We start from the raw sequence: 18265 nt of genomic DNA, 5'->3' as shown, positions 1-18265 counted from the left end.
TCGATCATGTCCTATGAATTAAAGCGAGTACTCCAGATAATCAATGTAAGCATCCCAAGTGCCATTATCCGTTGTTACGACCAGCTTGATTTCCTGATTGCCTGTAGCGTGAGTGATGCCGGTGAGGGTTTGAACGGTCGGCTCCGTTCCCGTGAAGTAGAAAGAACCAGCGGTTACACCCCCGATGACCAGATCAACACGGGCTGTATTATTGTTGTTGGAAGCGCCGCGGACAGAGAATTGATGGGTTGGGAATGCAAAATATTGATTGTATGCTGCATAATCATTGTTCCCGTAAATAGCGACTCCATTAAAAGGGGAACTGATTACGCCAGCGTATTGGCCGCCAAGCGTCATATTCTCGGCTTCGTAACGGGTAACGTTTGGATTGGGATTAGGATTTGGGTTAGGGTTGCTGCCCGAACCGGATGTGAATTGCCAGTAGTCCAGTTTGAACAGATTTCCATTGCTCGAGCCTGTAAACACCAGATACAAACGATGTACGCCTGTAGCGTTGGTAACATTGGTCTCCATCTCGCGCCAAGTTTGCGAACCGCCAGTTGAACTTACGTTAAGTGTTCCAACTAGTGGGCCTGTCGGACTGTCCAGTCGAACCTCGATGTTGCCATTTCCGGTAGAAGCGACATTGGCCTTGAATTTGGAGGCTCCAGCTGAGCCAAAATCAACATTACCCACCGCGATCCAATCCCCATTATGAATGTTAGTGACATTCTGATTGGCTACAGGTCCACCGCTCGCTTGACTCGGTTCAGTGTTAATTCCTGCTTGCCAGCCAATGGTTTCGGCTTCCACCCGGACATACGGGTTGAGGTTAGTGGTCTGAGGTACACCTGTCATATTTCCTTGAACTTCCTGGATTGTTCCATCCGCATTATGTGTCAGTTTGTTGATATGTGTGGAACGGTATCCTTTGCCTTCACCGAGAAATGCTCGACTCACCGTTTGCGCATGGTACGCGACATACCATTCGTTGTTGAATTGAAACACGGCATGGTGGTTATTGCCGCCTACACCGAAGAACGTACCAGGATTTTTCAGAAAGTGTCCTTTATACGTGAAAGGTCCCATGGGGCTGTCGCTGACCATGTATCCGATCTCACCTTTTGGATATGCAGTAGGATGTGTTCCCGCGAAGTTGATGCAGTAGGAGTAATAATATTTGCCGTTATACTTGTGGATGCCGGAATCCTCGAACATATAAGGAGAATCAATAGTCACAGCACTGCCCACCACACTGGTCATGTCGGCACCGAGACGAATGACTCGAGCTGTTTTGGGATTAGCAATGGAAGCAGCGTTGGTATCATTCGGAATGCCGCCTCCAGCATACAAGTAAGCAGAGCCATCATCATCGACAAGGACAGCCGGATCAAAGAGCCAGGTTACGCCGGACATACCCGGTGTACTGTGAGTCAGGAGGGCACGACCAAGTGGATCGGACCACGGTCCAATGGGGGAATCGGCCGTGAGCACGCCAATACCTCCACCCGAGTTGGCAAAATACAGGAAAAACTTTTCTTTGCCAGCAATGGTTTTCTTCGCCATGGCAGGAGCCCAGGACTGGGTAGCCCATTTGGCAATCCCTTGTCCATTATTCGCATTATTCGCGCCCGCTACCGGGATGGAACCATGGTCTGTCCAGTTCACCATGTCAGCTGAAGAGATGACGTTAATTTTCCCGATTGTGCTGTACTGGTTCTCTCGGACAGAGCCGTCGCTGTTGTACAGATATGCATCACCTGTCATATAGACATAGACCCGATTATTATGGACGAGCACATAAGGATCGGCTCCCAGTTTATGATCGATGAGGGGATTGGAATTTCCAGGAAGTTTGGCAACGGCTGCATTGGCTGCATGGCTGGATTCAACGGGCAGGGTGACAAAGATTAGCAGACACGACAACAACAAAACTAGCGGTTTACGAATCATACGTTTCGCCTCCATAAGATTGGATTAGTTGGTGAGCTGAAATTCAGAATAGCTGAAATGGTGAAATGCCAAAAAATGAAGAGATGTTCCTCATGTCACCCCCTTCCTGAAATAATGGTTAGGTTGGCTGTTAGGTTAAATCTTCATGTTGTCATATATGGTTTAAGCCAGACGACCTGTGCACCGGGTACGTGGTCACGGCAGCAAGGGGAGAGGCTATAACCCGAAGTAAGCCTGCATCTGTGGGTGCGATTAGAAAAGCTATAATCTGTCAGGTTTCTTTTTGTAATCGCTTTCAATAGAATGGGTTAGAACTCTGAAATTTGACGAAGAAAGAGATTTGGTCACGTCTAAATGTAATTATTTTTCATATTTTCTTTTAAATGTTTATTAACTTGACGATATCATATCACAATTTTAAGATAATACAATCTTTTTCTATTTTCAGTAGAGAATGAAGAAGAACATTATTATTCTATGTGTTTAACATTGGGCTTGATGGTAAAAATACTATCTCGTATTCTATAAAACTACACTTTCAAGCATAGCTTTGCCCGGCCAACAATTAGATACGAGAAAAAGACGTCTTAAGCTGCGACCGTTTCCCTGGAATCTACCGGGGGAACGGTCATTTCGTTATTTTCTGAAATCGATCCTGGTTACATAACAAAATCTACTCTTACTTGCTGACCAACTTTGACATTGCATAATTTCTTCTCTTTGTTGTACATATCCCAGTTTTTGTATAGCTAAAGCCCTGTGCGTAAAAGGTTGTTAAGTGATAATGGTGGATTGCCCCCTGTGTTTTGTCCACACCGTTGATTGAGTGTTTGAATATTACTATCGAGTGAGCTTATGCCAAATACTGCTAGACTCAGAGGTTCATAAAGGTGGGATGGGAAAATGGCTATTTTGTCAACTGGGCCGATTGAAAACAATCTGGTTTCCGGGGTTAGACCGACCCAACAGGTAACGATTAGATTGGTAAGTCGGGCTGAGGTGGATTCTGTAACAGTATCCATTCAGGGGTATGTGCTAAGCACAACAAGAACGCTGTATGTGAGTGAAGTAATCATTATTGCCCCTAATGAAGCAGTGACCAGAAATTATTTTGCAGATTTAGATGCTTTTGAGTTTGTTTTTGGAACAGATGTGGAAGGCGTGGAGGAAGTAGAGATTTCAGTGTGGGGCAAACAAGCCTCTGGACAATTGGTTGATGCACACCGAGTGGTACAGCACGAAAAAACAGTTAATAACATCTAGCAGATCAAAATACCCAAAAGAGGAGATGTAGCGATGAGCTTTTTATCAACAGGGCCGATTGAAAATAATGCTGTTAGCGGTGTAAGACCGACTCAGACCGTTACTGTCAGAATTGATAACCGTAGTAATGCCACAGCCTCAACCGTACAGATACAAGGGTATTACATGGAAAGTGGAATAAGAGTACTGTACGTCAGTGAGTCTTTTGACATCGTACCCAATCAAGTAATAACCAACAACTATTATGCTAATTTTGATGCCTTCGAGTTCACTTTTTCAACACCAGCGACGGTTAATGATCCTGTTCAAGTATCAGTATGGGGTAAGAGCAGCACAGGCGCACTGGTAACTGCCCATCGTTTGGTTTCTTCCGAATTGCTGGGTGAAATTCCAAGCGTCACGGGAGTCACAGGTGCAACCGGAGTAACGGGAGCGACAGGTACAGCAGGGACAACTGGAGTGACAGGTGCAACAGGCGCACAAGGTACAGCGGGAACAACAGGAGCAACAGGAGCAACAGGCACGCCAGGTACAACAGGAGCAACAGGAGCAACAGGCACGCCAGGTACAACAGGAGCAACAGGAGCGACAGGCACGGCAGGTACAACGGGTGTAACGGGAGCAACAGGCACGGCAGGTACAACCGGAGTAACGGGAGCGACAGGCACAGCAGGTACAACGGGGGTAACGGGAGCGACAGGCACGGCAGGTACAACGGGTGTAACCGGAGCGACAGGTACAGCGGGCACAACGGGAGTAACAGGAGCAACAGGCACAGCAGGTACAACCGGAGTAACCGGAGCAACAGGCACAGCAGGTACAACGGGAGTAACCGGAGCAACAGGCACAGCAGGTACAACGGGTGTAACCGGAGCAACAGGCACAGCAGGTACAACGGGAGTAACGGGAGCAACAGGCACGCCAGGTACAACGGGAGTAACCGGAGCAACGGGTACAGCAGGTACAACCGGAGTAACGGGAGCAACAGGCACAGCAGGTACAACCGGAGTAACGGGAGCAACAGGCACAGCAGGTACAACGGGAGTAACCGGAGCAACAGGTACAGCAGGTACAACCGGAGCAACCGGGGCTACGGGTGCGACTGGTTCTGGAACAATTATTCCTTATGCATCAGGACTTCCAGTTGTCTTGACTACAGTTTTGGGTGGACTTTTGAATACCTCCAGTTTAGTTGGTTTTGGCAACAGTGCTACCGGAGTAAGTGTTAACGGAGGAATTATTGATCTCACAGGCGCTGCAGGCACATTGCTTAACTTTGCTTTCTCGGCATCTCGTGCAGGAACGATTACTTCACTGGCCGCTTATTTCAGCACGACAGCCGGACTTAGTTTGGTTGGATCTACAGTAACCTTAACTGCACAATTATTCAGATCCACTACACCTAATAACTCCTTTACAGCTGTACCGGGTGCATTGGTAACCTTAGCTCCTCCACTGACCGGCATTTTGGCACTGGGCACAATATCCAGCGGAGTGACAACAGGACTGAGTATTCCGGTATCTGCCGGTGACCGCCTGCTTATGGTGTTCTCAGCATCAGTAACAGCCGGAATTGATGTGGCTACAACCGTAGCTGGATATGCAAGCGGCGGCCTTACCATCACTTAACGGAAAATGGGCTATATAACAAGTTTAAAGACAGGGACCCTTGCCAACATGGTGAGAGGTCCCTGTTTATGTGTGTGCTTTTGTTTTCAAACTCTCTTCAAATGAAAGATAAGGACTATACAAAAACATAAAAAGAGGAGGATTGCTCCTCGCCTCGTACATACCGTGGCTTACTCAAATTCACTCTGTTTTGGTTAGGCTGTCTACGACAAATTTTAGTTGGGCTTCCAACGAAATTGGGTCACTAAACACGAAGCCACGGCTTTCCTCGCGATAAACGTGATTATTCTGGACAGCAGGGAGGTTATCCCAGATAGGACCTTCAAAAACGGAATCCCCACTCTCATCACCTGTCCATCCACTAATAAAGATATAATCTCCTGCATATTGTGGTAACAATTCAAGTGATAACTTGGCCCAACCTTTGCCGCTATCGATGGCTTCCTTCTGAATGATCGGCGGTGCCTTCAGGCCAAACTCGCCATAAATAATATCTCCACCTCTACCAAAGCTCCCGTAGGCATAAAATTCTTTGGCACTTCCCGTATCAAAAATCGAAACCGTGCGATCACCTACTGCTTGCTCCACGAGTGGTTTATATTCAGCGATTTTAGCATCCCACTCTGCAATCCAGGCCTTCGCTTGCTCTTCTCTACCAGTCATCTTGCCAAAATCCATCAATTGCTCCCGTAGAGGTATTCCATATTCAACAGCGACGGTCGGCGCAATTTTGGACAGCTTTTCGATCGTTTCAGGGTCATTCCAAACGACAATTAAATCCGGCTGCAACTCCATGATTTTCTCGTAGGGTACATCGTTACCGATGTTGACAACGTCATCGAGCTTTCCTTCTGTATAACTGTTAAAGGACTCATCACCAGTTCCAACAGGCTTAAGGCCAAGAGCTAGCAAATGACCGGTAAAGGCTCCTGCAACCATTACGACCCTTTGAGGTTTTTTGGGGATTTGTATTTCACCGTTAACCGCAGAATAGGTTTGCATCTCCGAGCTTCCGTTTGTGGTGTTACTGATATTACTCTCTGCACCTACAGTTGGGCTTTGCGTACTGCCAGTGCTTCCATTCGTGTTTGCTGGCCTGGAACATGCGCTAACTAATAGAGTTAGGCACAACAGTAGGGTAATTCCTACAGGTAGTTTGCTTCTATACATCCGTAAATCTCCTTTTTCGCTATGTTGATAATGATTATCATCTCTGATATCAATATAACGACGGAGTTTACGCGGAGCAATGGATGATCGAAGCCTAAGGATAGGACGATAAGAACCTTTTGTCACTTGTCCAGACTCATCCTTGAATTGCTTTGGTGTGACTCCCGTATGTTTTTTGAACATTCTTATAAAATAGGATACATCAGCATATCCAACGCTTGCAGCGACTTCTTGCAGAGATAACTCGGTTCTTTGCAACAGCATTACTGCTTTGTTCATCCTAATACCGATTAAGTAATCGATTAGACTTGCGCCAGTTTCACGTCGGAAGTACTTGGACAGATAAGGGACGCTGTAATGGAATGTATGAGCGAGGGTTTCCCGCGTCAGCGGCTTGGCGTAGTGCTCCTGCATATAGCGAATAAGCTGAGAAGCAAGGTTAGGCCTAACAATGCTTACCTGCTGTTGATCCATTTGTCTGAGCAACTCATATACAAATTGATAGAATAGTGTTTTGGTATGGAGTCGCTCCAAGCGTCCCGGTTTATTCCACTCGCCCAGCATTCGCTCAGTGATTTCGTAGAGGATGGCAGGATGATATGGAATAAAACCGTACTGGAGGTGGAATGGCAATGGTTGATCCGGTTGTTGAAGTGTATGCTGCTTGCCAGGTAGCGGTAAGGAGGCTTTGTAGAAAATCAGGTAATAATGAAAGGATGCGTTCGTTGGGATGATGTCCAGACGGGTGTTTTTACCCCCATGAAGCATATAAAATGGTTTGGTAGCATGCTCATTTCCGTCTAAGATCACAGTCGCATTGCCATTCGTTACGTACAGAAAGGCGCTGGCAGGGAACAGGTAAGGACGTACGCACTCGTCGGCCTGTATGACAATATGTCGTACATCCATGATTTTGAGCGATGAACAATTCCAGATGAGTATGTGCTCTTGTACATTCAAGGTTGCTTTCAATAGAGAGTTGTCTTCCTTCCATGAGCTGTTGAAGCCAGCCTTTTATGTGGTGAGGTTATTATATAATAATATTAGTGGCTTTTTGTCACTTTCCAGAACGTTCCCTGGTAGTACCGGATTCTTCTCATAACTTTTGAGTATAAAGGCGAAAAATTTTTGATGTCATGACCTCTCCATAATCTAAAGAAAATCGCCGATTTCTCCATGTGCATGATCTTTATTATGGCGGGATGTGGCACACAGGTCGATAGCGGTTCGTTCACCGGAAACCAGGCACCCGAAACATGGGGTTCGTATTGCACAGCGCATCGGATCGGTGTCCCGTTTCCTCTATAGTCTTCCAAAGGCTATGATCAATGCCAAAACTATAAAAAAGATATTTACGCCGAGCTCCCGGTACTCTTTACGCCGAATATGAAACAGCATTCCAAGCATTGTGACAACAGCCAAAGCGATCGCGGCGATCGGCGTAAGCACCGGAGTGATGTTCAGCGCCCACGGAAAAACAAGGCCAAGCGCTCCTAGTAGCTCCGCGATACCGATCAGAACAACTAGATTTTTCGGCACATTATTGACCCAGGCCCAGGTCTTTTTTGACGACTCGATACGAATGGTTTTCATCCATCCTGAATATACGAAACCTAGCGCCAATATGATTTGTACGATCCATAACGTTACATTCATCTTTTCCGATCCCCTCACTTGCTCGATTTTAATATCTGCCTCTATACTAAAGTGAGAAAGCCGAATCAGGAAGTAGGCACTTAAACCTAACCAGGTAACCAAAAGTAAACCTGGGTATGGTCAGAAAGTGAGGAAAAAGAATGACGGTGTATTGCAGATTCGGAACGGCCTTGGATATCCTCACGGGTAAATGGAAATCATTGATTCTTCTACGCCTGCTGAGCAACGGTACAATGCGGTTCAGCGAATTACAAAAAGCCATTCCAGATATCTCAAAAAAAATGCTGACCCAGCAGTTAAAAGAACTGGAGTATCACGATATTGTGCATCGGGAAGTGTATCCGCAAATTCCGCCTAAGGTCGAATACTCGATTACAGAGTACGGACAGCTCATGAAACCTGTGCTCCAGACAATGAGCAACTGGGGAGCCGGCCATATGCAGCATATGGAGAAGCTGTACGGCGAAGAAGACGAAAAAGGAGCAGACCCATCCGAACTTCGGAAAATCGATTCCTCGGGGTGATAGGGTGACAAGGGAGAGTTAGTTTTGAATAAACAAAAAATTGTGATTATTGGTGCAGGGATTGTTGGGGCGTGTCTGGCCTATCATCTAGCCAAACGAACTCAAGATGTAACCGTTATTGAACGGCACTCAGCCGCGGCACGTGAAGTCACGGAAAAATCATTTGCCTGGATACATACGACGCATAGAGTGGCTCCTGAATACTGGCATTTGTACGATGCAGCTGTGGAAGAATATCACACACTTCAGCAAGAGTTGTCCGAACTGAACATTCATTGGCATGGCGCACTAACTTGGGACACTCCGCCTCTAAGGGAGCAACACTTTCAAAAATTAAACCGGGAGCAGCTTGAGGCATTGGAGCCCAATCTGAAGGAATATCCGGATGAAGCCATGTTTGTCAGCGAAGAAGGTGCGGTGGACCCTATAGCGGTAACGGAGCTGTTGTTGAGCAAAGCGCAAGAGTACGGAGCAAAGATTCAGTTCGACACCAACGTTACACAGCTGAAGCAAGAGGGTTCCCGTCTGGTTGGTGTTCATACATCCAAGGGTTTTGTGGAGTCGGATGTTGTGGTCTTGGCGGCAGGAACAGGTACACCCGAACTTTGTAACCCGTTAGGTTGTCACGTGCCGGTAACTTCGTCACCTTCGATTCTGATTCGGATGAAAACTGCTAAAAAACTGATACACACATTAATATCCAATGCGCAATTTGAAGCGCGTCAACTGACAGATTATACGCTGCTGGCTGCGGAAGATTATATCGACGAGTCGGAGGAAAACGGACCACAGGCGGTCGGTAAGCGAGCTTACGACACATTGCGTCACAGTCTCAAGCACGGAAATCAACTGGAACTGGAGAGCATAAAGGTTGGATGGAGACCCATGCCTGAGGACGGTTATCCGATTGTGGGCTTCCATGATCACATTGATGGACTTTATCTGACGCTAATGCATTCTGCAATTACGCTGGCGCCGCTGATTGCTGATCTGGCTGCAAGTGAAATTATTGATGGCAAATCAAGAAATGAATTAGACCCTTGTCGCCTCTCACGGTTTTAGGATCACTCCACAACGAAAAGTACATCGCTCAAGTCGCGATGTACTTTTCGTTGTATATATTTGTTGGAGTCTTCTACACTTCCCCAGTAGCCACCGGATTCTCCTCATAACTAATCGCTGGCGATTGGCAATTCCATGCTAGCCATTTATCTACCTGTGAAACTAGCTAGCGGATTTGGCACCTTGACTTTCAAGCCACGGGATCAGCTCGGCTGAAAAATTACGTTTTGCTGTGTCCAGTGGAGTTGTTCCATCCCAGGTGGCTATCCAGTTCAGTTCGGCGCCGTGGTCAAGCAGGTATTCGGCTGTTTCTCTTTGACCTCCATGGCAAGCGCACCAGAAGGCAACGGTTACTGCATCGGGAGGAGAAGGGGAGGTGCTTGTTCCCCAAGGATAACGTTCCGGGAGTTGGGCTCCTTGGAAATGTTCTTGTATGGCGTCAATATTTCCAAGGGCGGCCGCATGCCAAAGGGCAAAGATCGCACCGCGCTCAACCAAGCGTCGTGCTGTATCCCATTGTGCGAAAGCAATAGCATCGTCCAGCGGTGTGCCACCGGCGATCACCGCGCCAGGCGCTTCCATGTCTGCGCCAGCATCAAGAAGGGCATCGAGCACTTGTACATCATTGGAGCTTGCAGCCCAATGCAAAGGTGTCTCGATGTTTGGACCAACCAAAGGAGCGTTCACTTCCGCACCAAACTTGGTCAATACTCTCACGGTATCCGCTCCATGAGGGAAGTGCCCCGGCCAATCCGTCACCACGTGCAGCAGCGTTCGAGCGATGCTAGAGTCTGAATCTACGTTGTCAGGCTTTCTTTCCAATATTCTTATCTTTGCCAATCCCGGATTCTCTTCCAGCAGTTGCTGTAACGATGGAATATCTCCTGTGTGAATGGCTTGAATAACGCTCACTGCAAGTTTTTCATCTTCGTAAATAAATTCCATGCTCAAACCTCCTTTCAGGCTTAAATCCATATTCATGTTTATAGTCTTATCACAGTTTGATTGAGCGGGATCATTAAACTTTTTGGCTAAGCATCTGAACTGCGCATCTGGCATGATACTCCGCGAGACCTTTAGCAAATTGCTGATCGGGGAATTGTCTGTGAAGCAGCTTCAATCCTCCTGATATCAAGGACAAATGATGGCAAAATCGATAAAATGTCATCCGCTCCGGGTCGAGATTGTTATTTTTTAAGTAGTGATAAAAGTCTCCAAATCGAAACTGGAGAAAGCTATGCTCATATTCGAGATCGAAGAATCCTGCGCCCTCAATATCAATAAGGCATGGTTGCATAGCATGATCTATCCATATATGATCCGGACCTAGCTCTCCATGAATGAAACTATAGAGATCTCTGGGTTGAATTGCTGCTTCCAATTCGTAAAGTTTCTCAAGCAGCCTTTCGTTATTTTTCCTGATATCTGTCATATGTTTGGATGCATAGGATAAGGCTGTTTCGGCATCCAACCGCTGAACTTGGTAGCAAGGCCAAGCCTTTTGGCTGTTATCGTTGGCGTTTCCATAAACGTTTCTTTGGATGTTATGCATATTAGACAACATATCCCTGATCCGTTGAAACAACTCATCCCGATCTTTGTGATTTTTATGCTGGAAATAGACTTCGGCTTTCTGTCCATCCACATACTCAACAAGAGCAAAATCATAAGAGTACCGGTCTTTATCGTTATTCAGATCATATAAGGTCGGCGTTCGGATTCCATGTTGAGCGAGAAAGCGAGTATTCAAAGAGAAAAGTTCGCTGCCATAGGAACTGTGGAAAGTGGGTTCATTCAAGATCTCTTCCTGAAAATAGTTGCTGGAAATATCCCAAACGTACAGCATACAAGTGAAACCATTCGTGCAGTCAATTTTGTAAATGACTTTTTGTGCACCGCCATGAATTCTTGCGCACTGCGTTATGAAGTAACTGGCACCAAATACTTTGTGCACATAATCCTGTAATTCCTCACGAGTAAGATGGTTGTTGGACATCATCGATTTATGCTCCGTTTCAACTGTATTTTTCCGGCCAGCAAACTAAATATATAGAATATTTTCCCAAAAATATAGACTGTTTCTTTTCAATCTGTTAAAGTGTTGATTAAGGTCTGTATATTCATATGTATATTAAAGAAAGGGGTCGGGTACTCACGTTAGTGGGTGATCCGGCCCCTATTTTGCATGCAAGTTGACTCTCTGTTGACTATATATGACCAATGATTTTAAGGAGCTGGGAAGCCATCTTACATTTCAATGAACATCTTTTACTATGGAACAAGGCATCTATTAAAATAATGGATATTCGCCATATAACTATGCAAAGGCAGGAGGGACTTTACTCCTATCGATTCCCTGCGAGCTGTTTCTTATACACGGTGCGTGGCAATGCTGTTATACAGTTGGATGGAGAAGATCATCAGGTCTCGCGATTCCATGTTTTGCATGGTGGGAAGGGCTGTTGCCTGAACATTTTGCCTGTTGAAGAGGTCCTTGAATATTATATGATTTATTACAAAGCCATCATCCCGCTACCTGAGCGTCAGGATATCCTGGTCTTGATGGAGCACCGTAATCCCTTCAAGCTTCAATATGGCTTTACACCTGATCAGCCTGTTTCCTTGTTAAGCAAAGTACAATACATGATGACAGCTTGGGAAGAGCAAGATGCACTGGAACAGTTCCATGTGAAGTCATTATTTTATCAATTTGTATACGAGTTATTATGGCAAATCCACAATGGGCGCGTGCCAACAATAAAGCCAGACCTGGTTGCACAAATGAAATATTATATGCAGGAACATTACGCTGAACCCATTACAATGGACTTGTTAGCAGAGCTTATGGACAGTAGTCCACGTCACTTATCAAGGCTATTCAAACGCCAGACTGGTCATAGTCCGATTGATTTTGTCATTCAAATCCGGATGAACAAAGCGAAGGAACTACTGCTTGCTACAGATGCTACTTTACAGGAAATTGCCAAGGCTGTTGGTTATCCAGATGGTTATTATCTTGCTAAAATATTTAAAAAATATATGGGTATTGCACCTATTCGTTATCGAAAGCAGCATGAAAGTCCTAATGTACCATCGAATGTGGCACGATTAGGCATTGTACAGGACCTAACTTCCTTATATATTGATAATGATTATCATAATCAGCATATATTTGAGGAGGAATTATTGATGTACAGGAGTAGAAAGACACCCTTGGCTATCACATTATTACTTTGTTTAACCCTATTGCTCAGCGCTTGTTCAACTGGTGGGACAGGAAGTCCTTCAGCCAATGAAGGTTCTCAGAAGCCAACGAATCAGATAGCGGCTAACAACGCTAACAATACAGATACACAATCTCAAATGAAGACCGTAACCACCATAAAAGGTGATATTGAAGTACCGGTTAATCCACAACGAGTGGTTGTCCTGTATCTAATGGGTGATTTGCTTGCTTTAGGCGTAAATCCTGTGGGGATTTCTTCTATAGAAGAAGGAGCGGCTTTTGCGAGCGAACTGGAAGGTGCCACCTCATTAGGAGCATTTAAACCGGACCCGGAAGCAGTAACTGCACTTAATCCCGATCTCATTATTGTTACCAATGAAGAAATATATGAAGGACTTAAAATGATTGCTCCTACAGTATATATTCCTTATGACCTGCCAGTAGAAGAACGTATGAATATGCTTGGAGAAATTCTGGGTAAAGAGGGACAAGCTCAGGAAATGTTAGATAACCTTCACAAAAAGGTTGAGCAAAGCAAGGAAAAACTTGAACAAGCAGGTATTTTGGATAAAACCGTCACAATTATGGAAAGCAACAAAGGTTCCATGGCTGTAATGACAGGCTTGGGTTATGGCCGGGGGTCGCAGATTATTTATCAGTATTTAGGGATGAAAGCACCTGAAGTCTTGCAACGTGAAATTGAAAATGCAAGAAACGATGCGACAAGCAAGGACGTTTCTTATGAAGTATTACCTGAATATGTGGGTGATTATATATTCCGTTCTTCCTTTGAAGGAATGGTTGATCTGTCAGACAATTCAATTTGGAATAACATCCCTGCAGTCAAAGAAGGACGTCTGATTGATATGAGCTTTGGTTTATTCTTCTACAATGATATTTATTCGTTAGACAAACAGCTTGATTTTATTGTGGATAACTTGCTTAAAACCGCGGAATAATTGGAGGGGCTATTTGACCCGTATACTTGATTGAAAAGCTCTTCATTCGAAAAGGAGACATCATTCTTTGAACTATTATTTTCTGGAATCTCAATATCCACGTAGAGGGTTTATTAGTGGCGGAACAACCTTCACTCCCGAATTAGATATGAATTATTTGGCGATGGAGAATCCGTTGCCAGAGGGGACAACAGCAGAGGTTGAGTTACTGACTACGGTGCGCAACCTAAATGTAGATTATTTTGAGACGATCACAGGAACGAGACATGTATCAGATCGTTTTAAAACGCTGTTGGAGGAGACGAAAACAAATACACAGTTTATTCCGACAACGGTGTGTTACCACGACGGTCGTGCGGTTGAAAAAACCTATTGGACAGCACATCAGCTTGATCGTTTGGATGTTTTCGATTATGAACGTTCGGAATATGGGCGCAAAGCGGTCATTGCTGCATCTGTACAACAGCCTCCACGTAAGATCGTCAAAGTTGTATCTCAAATCTGCCTTCATGAAGAGCAAATTGACGAGCATGAATTTTTTATGCTGGATTATATAAATATCTTCAAACCCATTGTTTCAAAAGATTTTTACGAAGTATGCCGAACACATAGGCTGAATCTGAACGTTACAGAGGTCGGAAATGTAAGCATCTAAAATGCTACATGAATATAATGAAAACACAGAGAAGCCCGCGCAAAACGTGGGCTCTTTAGTCTTTATTTTTCCTCGTTAGCCACCAGATTTCCTGTGTATTCTGCTTGGACCGTGCCAGCTGACTTAACTCCCCGATTATGAGTCAGGTTTTCCTCTAACGTATAATCCAATGGATGTAGTCTTGTATCATTTCTTTGCTTCGTGTTCGATTTATCTTATCCGGCTCTAGATACAAATTGAGAGCCATCCCATTCATAAAAGCATACAGTTTTTCTTGTTCCTTCTCTTCATCGGTTGTGCGCAGAAGTCCTTCATTTTTCAAGTACATAATGCAGTTCTTGATTGCGTTTTGCAGGTCCTCATAATTGGCGTCGAACCCTTTTTGCGTTTTTCCATAGCTTACAAATGCAAACCAAACCTCCATTTCCAATAATGTTTGTTCATCCGTCGGGACTAGTTCGAGCAAGTATTCAACAATTCTTTCTTGAGGCGCCAGTTCTCTTGCATTTAGATTTTTTAGTCGAGTAAGTACCTTTTCCTTAACTAACTCCATTGCAAACGCTAATAGGCTCTCTTGTTTTGAAAAGTAATGTCTTAAAGCGCCTTGTGATAATCCGGCCTCCTTTGCAATCGTTCTTGACGTTGCATGATGAATGCCTTTCTCACTAATGATTTTCCAAGTAGCTTCAGCGATAATATTCTTCATTTTCTCATGATCCACGATTTTTGGCATACACACAGAATATCATATTATTTAACTCAACTGAAATAAATAGACGATTAAGATGGAATGTGCTAGAGTTTATTTAACTCAACTGAAATAAAAAAGAAGGGGGCAAACGCGATATGCCACTCAAAGGAGTGCAATTGGAATGAATCAGCAATTCAAAGTAATGCTTACAGCATGGGGAAAGGCAACCGGCTTATTATGTATGATCATTATATTTGCTGCTGTATTGTGGTTAGTGTGGACCGGAAACTTGAATATAAGGTACACGGCTGATCGTGAGGAAGTGATTCCAATATGGCATAGTATGTTGCCGGCATTCCTTGGCATTTTTCTAATCCGTATGATTCCTTATAAAAGTCAATATCATCCGTATTTCCAACAAATGGAGAAACAGCACTTGGTCGTTCAATCGATTGTATTATTGCTGTCAGGCGTTTTATTTACGGTTTCTCTGATAACGATAGACCAGCAAGGATTACATTTCCAGCTATACTATTTGGCGTTCAAGTTGACGACACTATTGTTCATCCCGTTGATTTTATTGCTGATTTATCGCAAAATGACTGGCGGGCAACAAGACATCATCTCGGTAAAACCTCGCACTCGCAGACACGTCATCGCACCACTAATCGTTATTGTGGCCTGGTGTTATCTAAGGTTCTATTCCCCAATTGCACAACCAGAAGGAGCAATCGTACCAACCGATATGACAGAATTACTTCTCTTGATGTTGATTGGTTTTATGATCAATAGCGTATTGGAGGAAGTTTTTTATCGGGTATGGCTGCAGACCCGATTGGAGGCATTGCTTGGAAGATGGCCCGCCATACTACTAGTTTCAATACTATGGTCCATTTGGCATGTCGCCATTCAAGGAAATGGTCAGTGGGATATTGATGTGGCAACAGTAATTGCAAATCATGGGGTTACAGGTCTGTTTCTTGGTTATTTATGGGCCCGCTATCGTAAAATATGGGTGATCATCTTGATTCATGGACTCATGAATGCTTCTCCTCATTTTCTTTTGCAGATCCTGTTTCATTAAGCGAGAAAGGATTGGGTTGGATCAGTCTTCCCATGCAACGATGCCTCTATCTCTCCCGTATTCCCGGGTGACGCTCAGTCACTGAAAATGCACCGCCCCAGGCATCAGCTTGCATGGCGGTGTTTTTGTCTTGAGACACTGTAGACCGGTGCTACGTACCTACTCTTCCCCGGTAGCCACCGGATTTTCCTCATAACTAATCCAGTCACTCCATCCTCCGGGATACAACTTCAGATTCGAGAATTCCGCTTCTTCCAGTGCAATCACGTGCGGACAGGTGATTATGCCTGAACGGGAGTGTAGTAGTATTCCTGTGGCGGTATCGGATACATGAAATACATACATAATTTTCCTGTAACTTAATTTCGTTTGTTCCAATCTCTGAAGGAGGGTCCTCAGTTTACTAGAAGTATTTTAGTTTTACACGCCTTTCATATGATAAGTATATTGACATGTTGTTTATTTTTATAAGTTTATTCTTGATATTTAGCTCTATAATGTTATTTTTATTGACAAAAAATATTGTTGTAAATGTATTTATATGTTATTGTGTGTTTGTGTTAGAAAATATTACATAGTATAGAGGGGGAGCGTAATGTTTATTAACCGAACGATTAGGAAATTTGGGGTTTCAGTAGGGATTATAAGTATGTTTACATTTGCTCTACCTTCAGTGGGCTTTAGTATGCCACTGCAACCAACAACCCTTGATAAGGTAGAAGGTGATTATTATGTAACGTCTGCGATTGAGAACATTCGCTGGGGATCACTGCCTAATCGAGACAGCTCTCCGATTCTAACTGTGCCATCAGGAAGTGCTGTAACATTTGATACAGTATCGCATGAGGGATTGATAGAGGATCAAGGAAGAAATCCAGTGGAGTACTTCGGTAAATTCGGTATCTCACCCGATGGAGTGTTGGATGATGCGAAGGCAATTGCGGCTTCTGCGATTAAGCATGATTATGTAAAAGACGGACCTCATATTATCACTGGGCCGGTAGCGATTGAGGGAGCGGAGCCAGGAGATGTTCTTAAAGTAGAAGTCCTTTCGTTGCAGACTCGAGTTCCGTATGGTGTCATTTCTAACCGCCATGGTAAAGGTGCTCTTCCTAACGAATTTCCAGAAAACACAGGTCCACAAGAGGGAGCTAGCGCAACAAAACCGGAATTATATAATAATGTATCTATATTTACGCCTATTGAAGAAATCAACGGCAATTGGTATGGGGTATTACCAACAAAAGCTGGCAAGAATGTACGTTTCCCAATTAACCCGTTTCTAGGTGTTATGGGGGTTGCACCAAATACCAGCGAAGTTGTGAGTTCGATCCCACCTATTGAAACAGGAGGGAATATGGATATTAATGAGTTGGGTGTTGGTGCAACTATTTATTATCCGATTCAAGTTAAAGGCGGGCTATTCTATACTGGAGATCCACACTTTGCTCAAGGAGATGGAGAAGTAGCGTTAACTGCATTGGAAGCTTCCTTAAGGGGGACAGTTCGGTTAACGGTGTTAAAGAAAGGTGATCCATCACTACCACACAGTGGAGAATTCACGCAACCCTTTGCTGAAACCGAGGATTATTGGATTCCAATTGGACTGGACCCTGATTTGGATGAAGCCATGAAAGAATCAGTACGTGAATCGATTCAATTCTTATCCGATAAGCTTGATATGGATAGAAGTGTAGCTTATGCGTACCTATCAGCCGCAACGGATTATGAAGTATCTCAGGTCGTAGATCGAACGAAAGGGGTTCATGGACTCATTCGAAAGACCGATTTTCTTGAATATGTTGACGTTGCAATGAATGTAGGGGGTACGACAATCAAACCGGTTGTTCATAACGATGAGTTCTACGTACCGATTCGAACCATTTCCGAGCTATTGGGCGGTACAGTAGTATGGGATCATAAGACGCGTACAACTCAAATCAAATTAGGCACAAAAAATATAAGTGCTCAAATTGGTTCAGATGTGTATTCAATTAACGATAAACTAGTGTTCAATAGTAACGTACCAAAGCTTTTAAAAGGCGAAACCGTAGTTCCGGTTTCTGTTATTAATGAAATACTAGGTGCTTATGTAAACTGGACGACGATCGACAAGACGTTAACAGCTAATGTATCGTTAAGTAAAAAGCAATAATAGATTTCATTATTCAACCGTGGTGGACAGATGTCCATCACGGTTTTTTTTGTTTTTTTGTTATCATGAATCAAAAAAAGCTGCCACGTTATATCTACTTCGTACAGAAAGGCGCTTGCTGGAAACAAATAAGGAGAGTGTCGATCGCCAGTTCTATAGTATCTATGGTTGCTTTCAATGGAGAGTGTCTTTAATTCGAACAGGATATTTTCTCAAAGGGCCAAACGAAGTTTATAGC

General features: G+C 44.2%; 14 protein-coding genes and 1 pseudogene. 8 read left to right on the top strand and 7 right to left on the bottom strand.

The features are described from left to right. Window positions 1-18: 18 nt before the first annotated feature. Window positions 19-1953: a carbohydrate-binding protein gene (locus NZ043_RS00910; RefSeq protein ID WP_339310234.1), complete on the bottom strand. Its 1935-nt coding sequence runs from the start codon at window positions 1951-1953 to the stop codon at window positions 19-21. Window positions 1954-2856: 903 nt separating this feature from the next. Here NZ043_RS00910 and NZ043_RS00905 point away from each other — a divergent pair. Then, window positions 2857-3216 carry a hypothetical protein gene (locus NZ043_RS00905; protein ID WP_091028171.1) on the top strand — a complete coding sequence of 120 codons (360 nt, stop codon included), beginning with the start codon at window positions 2857-2859 and terminating at the stop codon, window positions 3214-3216. A gap of 33 nt (window positions 3217-3249) precedes the next feature. Next, window positions 3250-4845 carry an exosporium glycoprotein BclB-related protein gene (locus tag NZ043_RS00900; RefSeq protein ID WP_339310232.1) on the top strand — a complete coding sequence of 532 codons (1596 nt, stop codon included), beginning with the start codon at window positions 3250-3252 and terminating at the stop codon, window positions 4843-4845. 180 nt (window positions 4846-5025) lie between these two features. Here the strand turns inward: NZ043_RS00900 and NZ043_RS00895 are convergent, their stop codons facing one another. Both NZ043_RS00895 and NZ043_RS00890 read right to left on the bottom strand, forming a co-directional pair. Then, the gene (locus NZ043_RS00895) at window positions 5026-6987 is read right to left on the bottom strand and encodes an AraC family transcriptional regulator (RefSeq protein ID WP_339310230.1); all 1962 of its coding nucleotides are present in this window, start codon (window positions 6985-6987) and stop codon (window positions 5026-5028) included. Window positions 6988-7317: 330 nt separating this feature from the next. Further along, window positions 7318-7671, bottom strand: coding sequence for a DoxX family protein (locus NZ043_RS00890; RefSeq protein WP_133385702.1), 354 nt, complete (start codon window positions 7669-7671; stop codon window positions 7318-7320). 140 nt (window positions 7672-7811) lie between these two features. Between NZ043_RS00890 and NZ043_RS00885 the strand changes: the two genes are divergently transcribed. Both NZ043_RS00885 and NZ043_RS00880 read left to right on the top strand, forming a co-directional pair. Then, entirely contained in the window at window positions 7812-8195 is a 384-nt protein-coding gene (locus NZ043_RS00885) for a helix-turn-helix domain-containing protein (protein ID WP_133385701.1), read from the top strand. 24 nt (window positions 8196-8219) lie between these two features. Then, window positions 8220-9257 carry an FAD-dependent oxidoreductase gene (locus NZ043_RS00880; RefSeq protein WP_133385700.1) on the top strand — a complete coding sequence of 346 codons (1038 nt, stop codon included), beginning with the start codon at window positions 8220-8222 and terminating at the stop codon, window positions 9255-9257. A gap of 162 nt (window positions 9258-9419) precedes the next feature. On the opposite strand, the gene NZ043_RS00875 is transcribed toward NZ043_RS00880, so the two are convergent. After that, window positions 9420-10202, bottom strand: a complete 783-nt coding sequence (locus NZ043_RS00875; RefSeq protein ID WP_133385699.1) for an ankyrin repeat domain-containing protein — start codon at window positions 10200-10202, stop codon at window positions 9420-9422. A gap of 73 nt (window positions 10203-10275) precedes the next feature. Continuing rightward, on the bottom strand, window positions 10276-11256 hold the full coding sequence (locus NZ043_RS00870; RefSeq protein WP_133385698.1) for a phosphotransferase: 981 nt from the start codon (window positions 11254-11256) through the stop codon (window positions 10276-10278). 299 nt (window positions 11257-11555) lie between these two features. Here NZ043_RS00870 and NZ043_RS00865 point away from each other — a divergent pair, with 299 nt between their 5' ends. After that, window positions 11556-13442: an AraC family transcriptional regulator gene (locus NZ043_RS00865; RefSeq protein WP_339310228.1), complete on the top strand. Its 1887-nt coding sequence runs from the start codon at window positions 11556-11558 to the stop codon at window positions 13440-13442. A gap of 67 nt (window positions 13443-13509) precedes the next feature. Continuing rightward, window positions 13510-14097 carry a DUF1629 domain-containing protein gene (locus NZ043_RS00860; protein WP_133385697.1) on the top strand — a complete coding sequence of 196 codons (588 nt, stop codon included), beginning with the start codon at window positions 13510-13512 and terminating at the stop codon, window positions 14095-14097. 154 nt (window positions 14098-14251) lie between these two features. Here NZ043_RS00860 and NZ043_RS00855 read toward each other — a convergent pair whose 3' ends face one another. Continuing rightward, a complete protein-coding gene (locus tag NZ043_RS00855; protein ID WP_133385696.1) occupies window positions 14252-14830 on the bottom strand; it encodes a TetR/AcrR family transcriptional regulator in 579 nt (192 codons plus the stop codon). 139 nt (window positions 14831-14969) lie between these two features. Here NZ043_RS00855 and NZ043_RS00850 point away from each other — a divergent pair, with 139 nt between their 5' ends. After that, entirely contained in the window at window positions 14970-15872 is a 903-nt protein-coding gene (locus tag NZ043_RS00850) for a CPBP family intramembrane glutamic endopeptidase (RefSeq protein ID WP_339310225.1), read from the top strand. Window positions 15873-16031: 159 nt separating this feature from the next. Here the strand turns inward: NZ043_RS00850 and NZ043_RS00845 are convergent. Then, window positions 16032-16181: pseudogene (locus NZ043_RS00845) on the bottom strand (sulfurtransferase); the annotation flags it as partial. A gap of 286 nt (window positions 16182-16467) precedes the next feature. On the opposite strand from NZ043_RS00845, the gene NZ043_RS00840 reads away from it, so the two are divergent. Then, complete coding sequence (locus tag NZ043_RS00840; protein ID WP_133385694.1) at window positions 16468-18027, top strand: acetamidase/formamidase family protein; 1560 nt, start codon at window positions 16468-16470, stop codon at window positions 18025-18027. Window positions 18028-18265: the final 238 nt, after the last annotated feature.

Origin of the sequence: Paenibacillus sp. FSL k6-2145 (assembly GCF_037976585.1) — a bacterium.
Classification (GTDB): domain Bacteria; phylum Bacillota; class Bacilli; order Paenibacillales; family Paenibacillaceae; genus Paenibacillus.
This window is presented reverse-complemented; position numbering and strand designations above follow the sequence as displayed.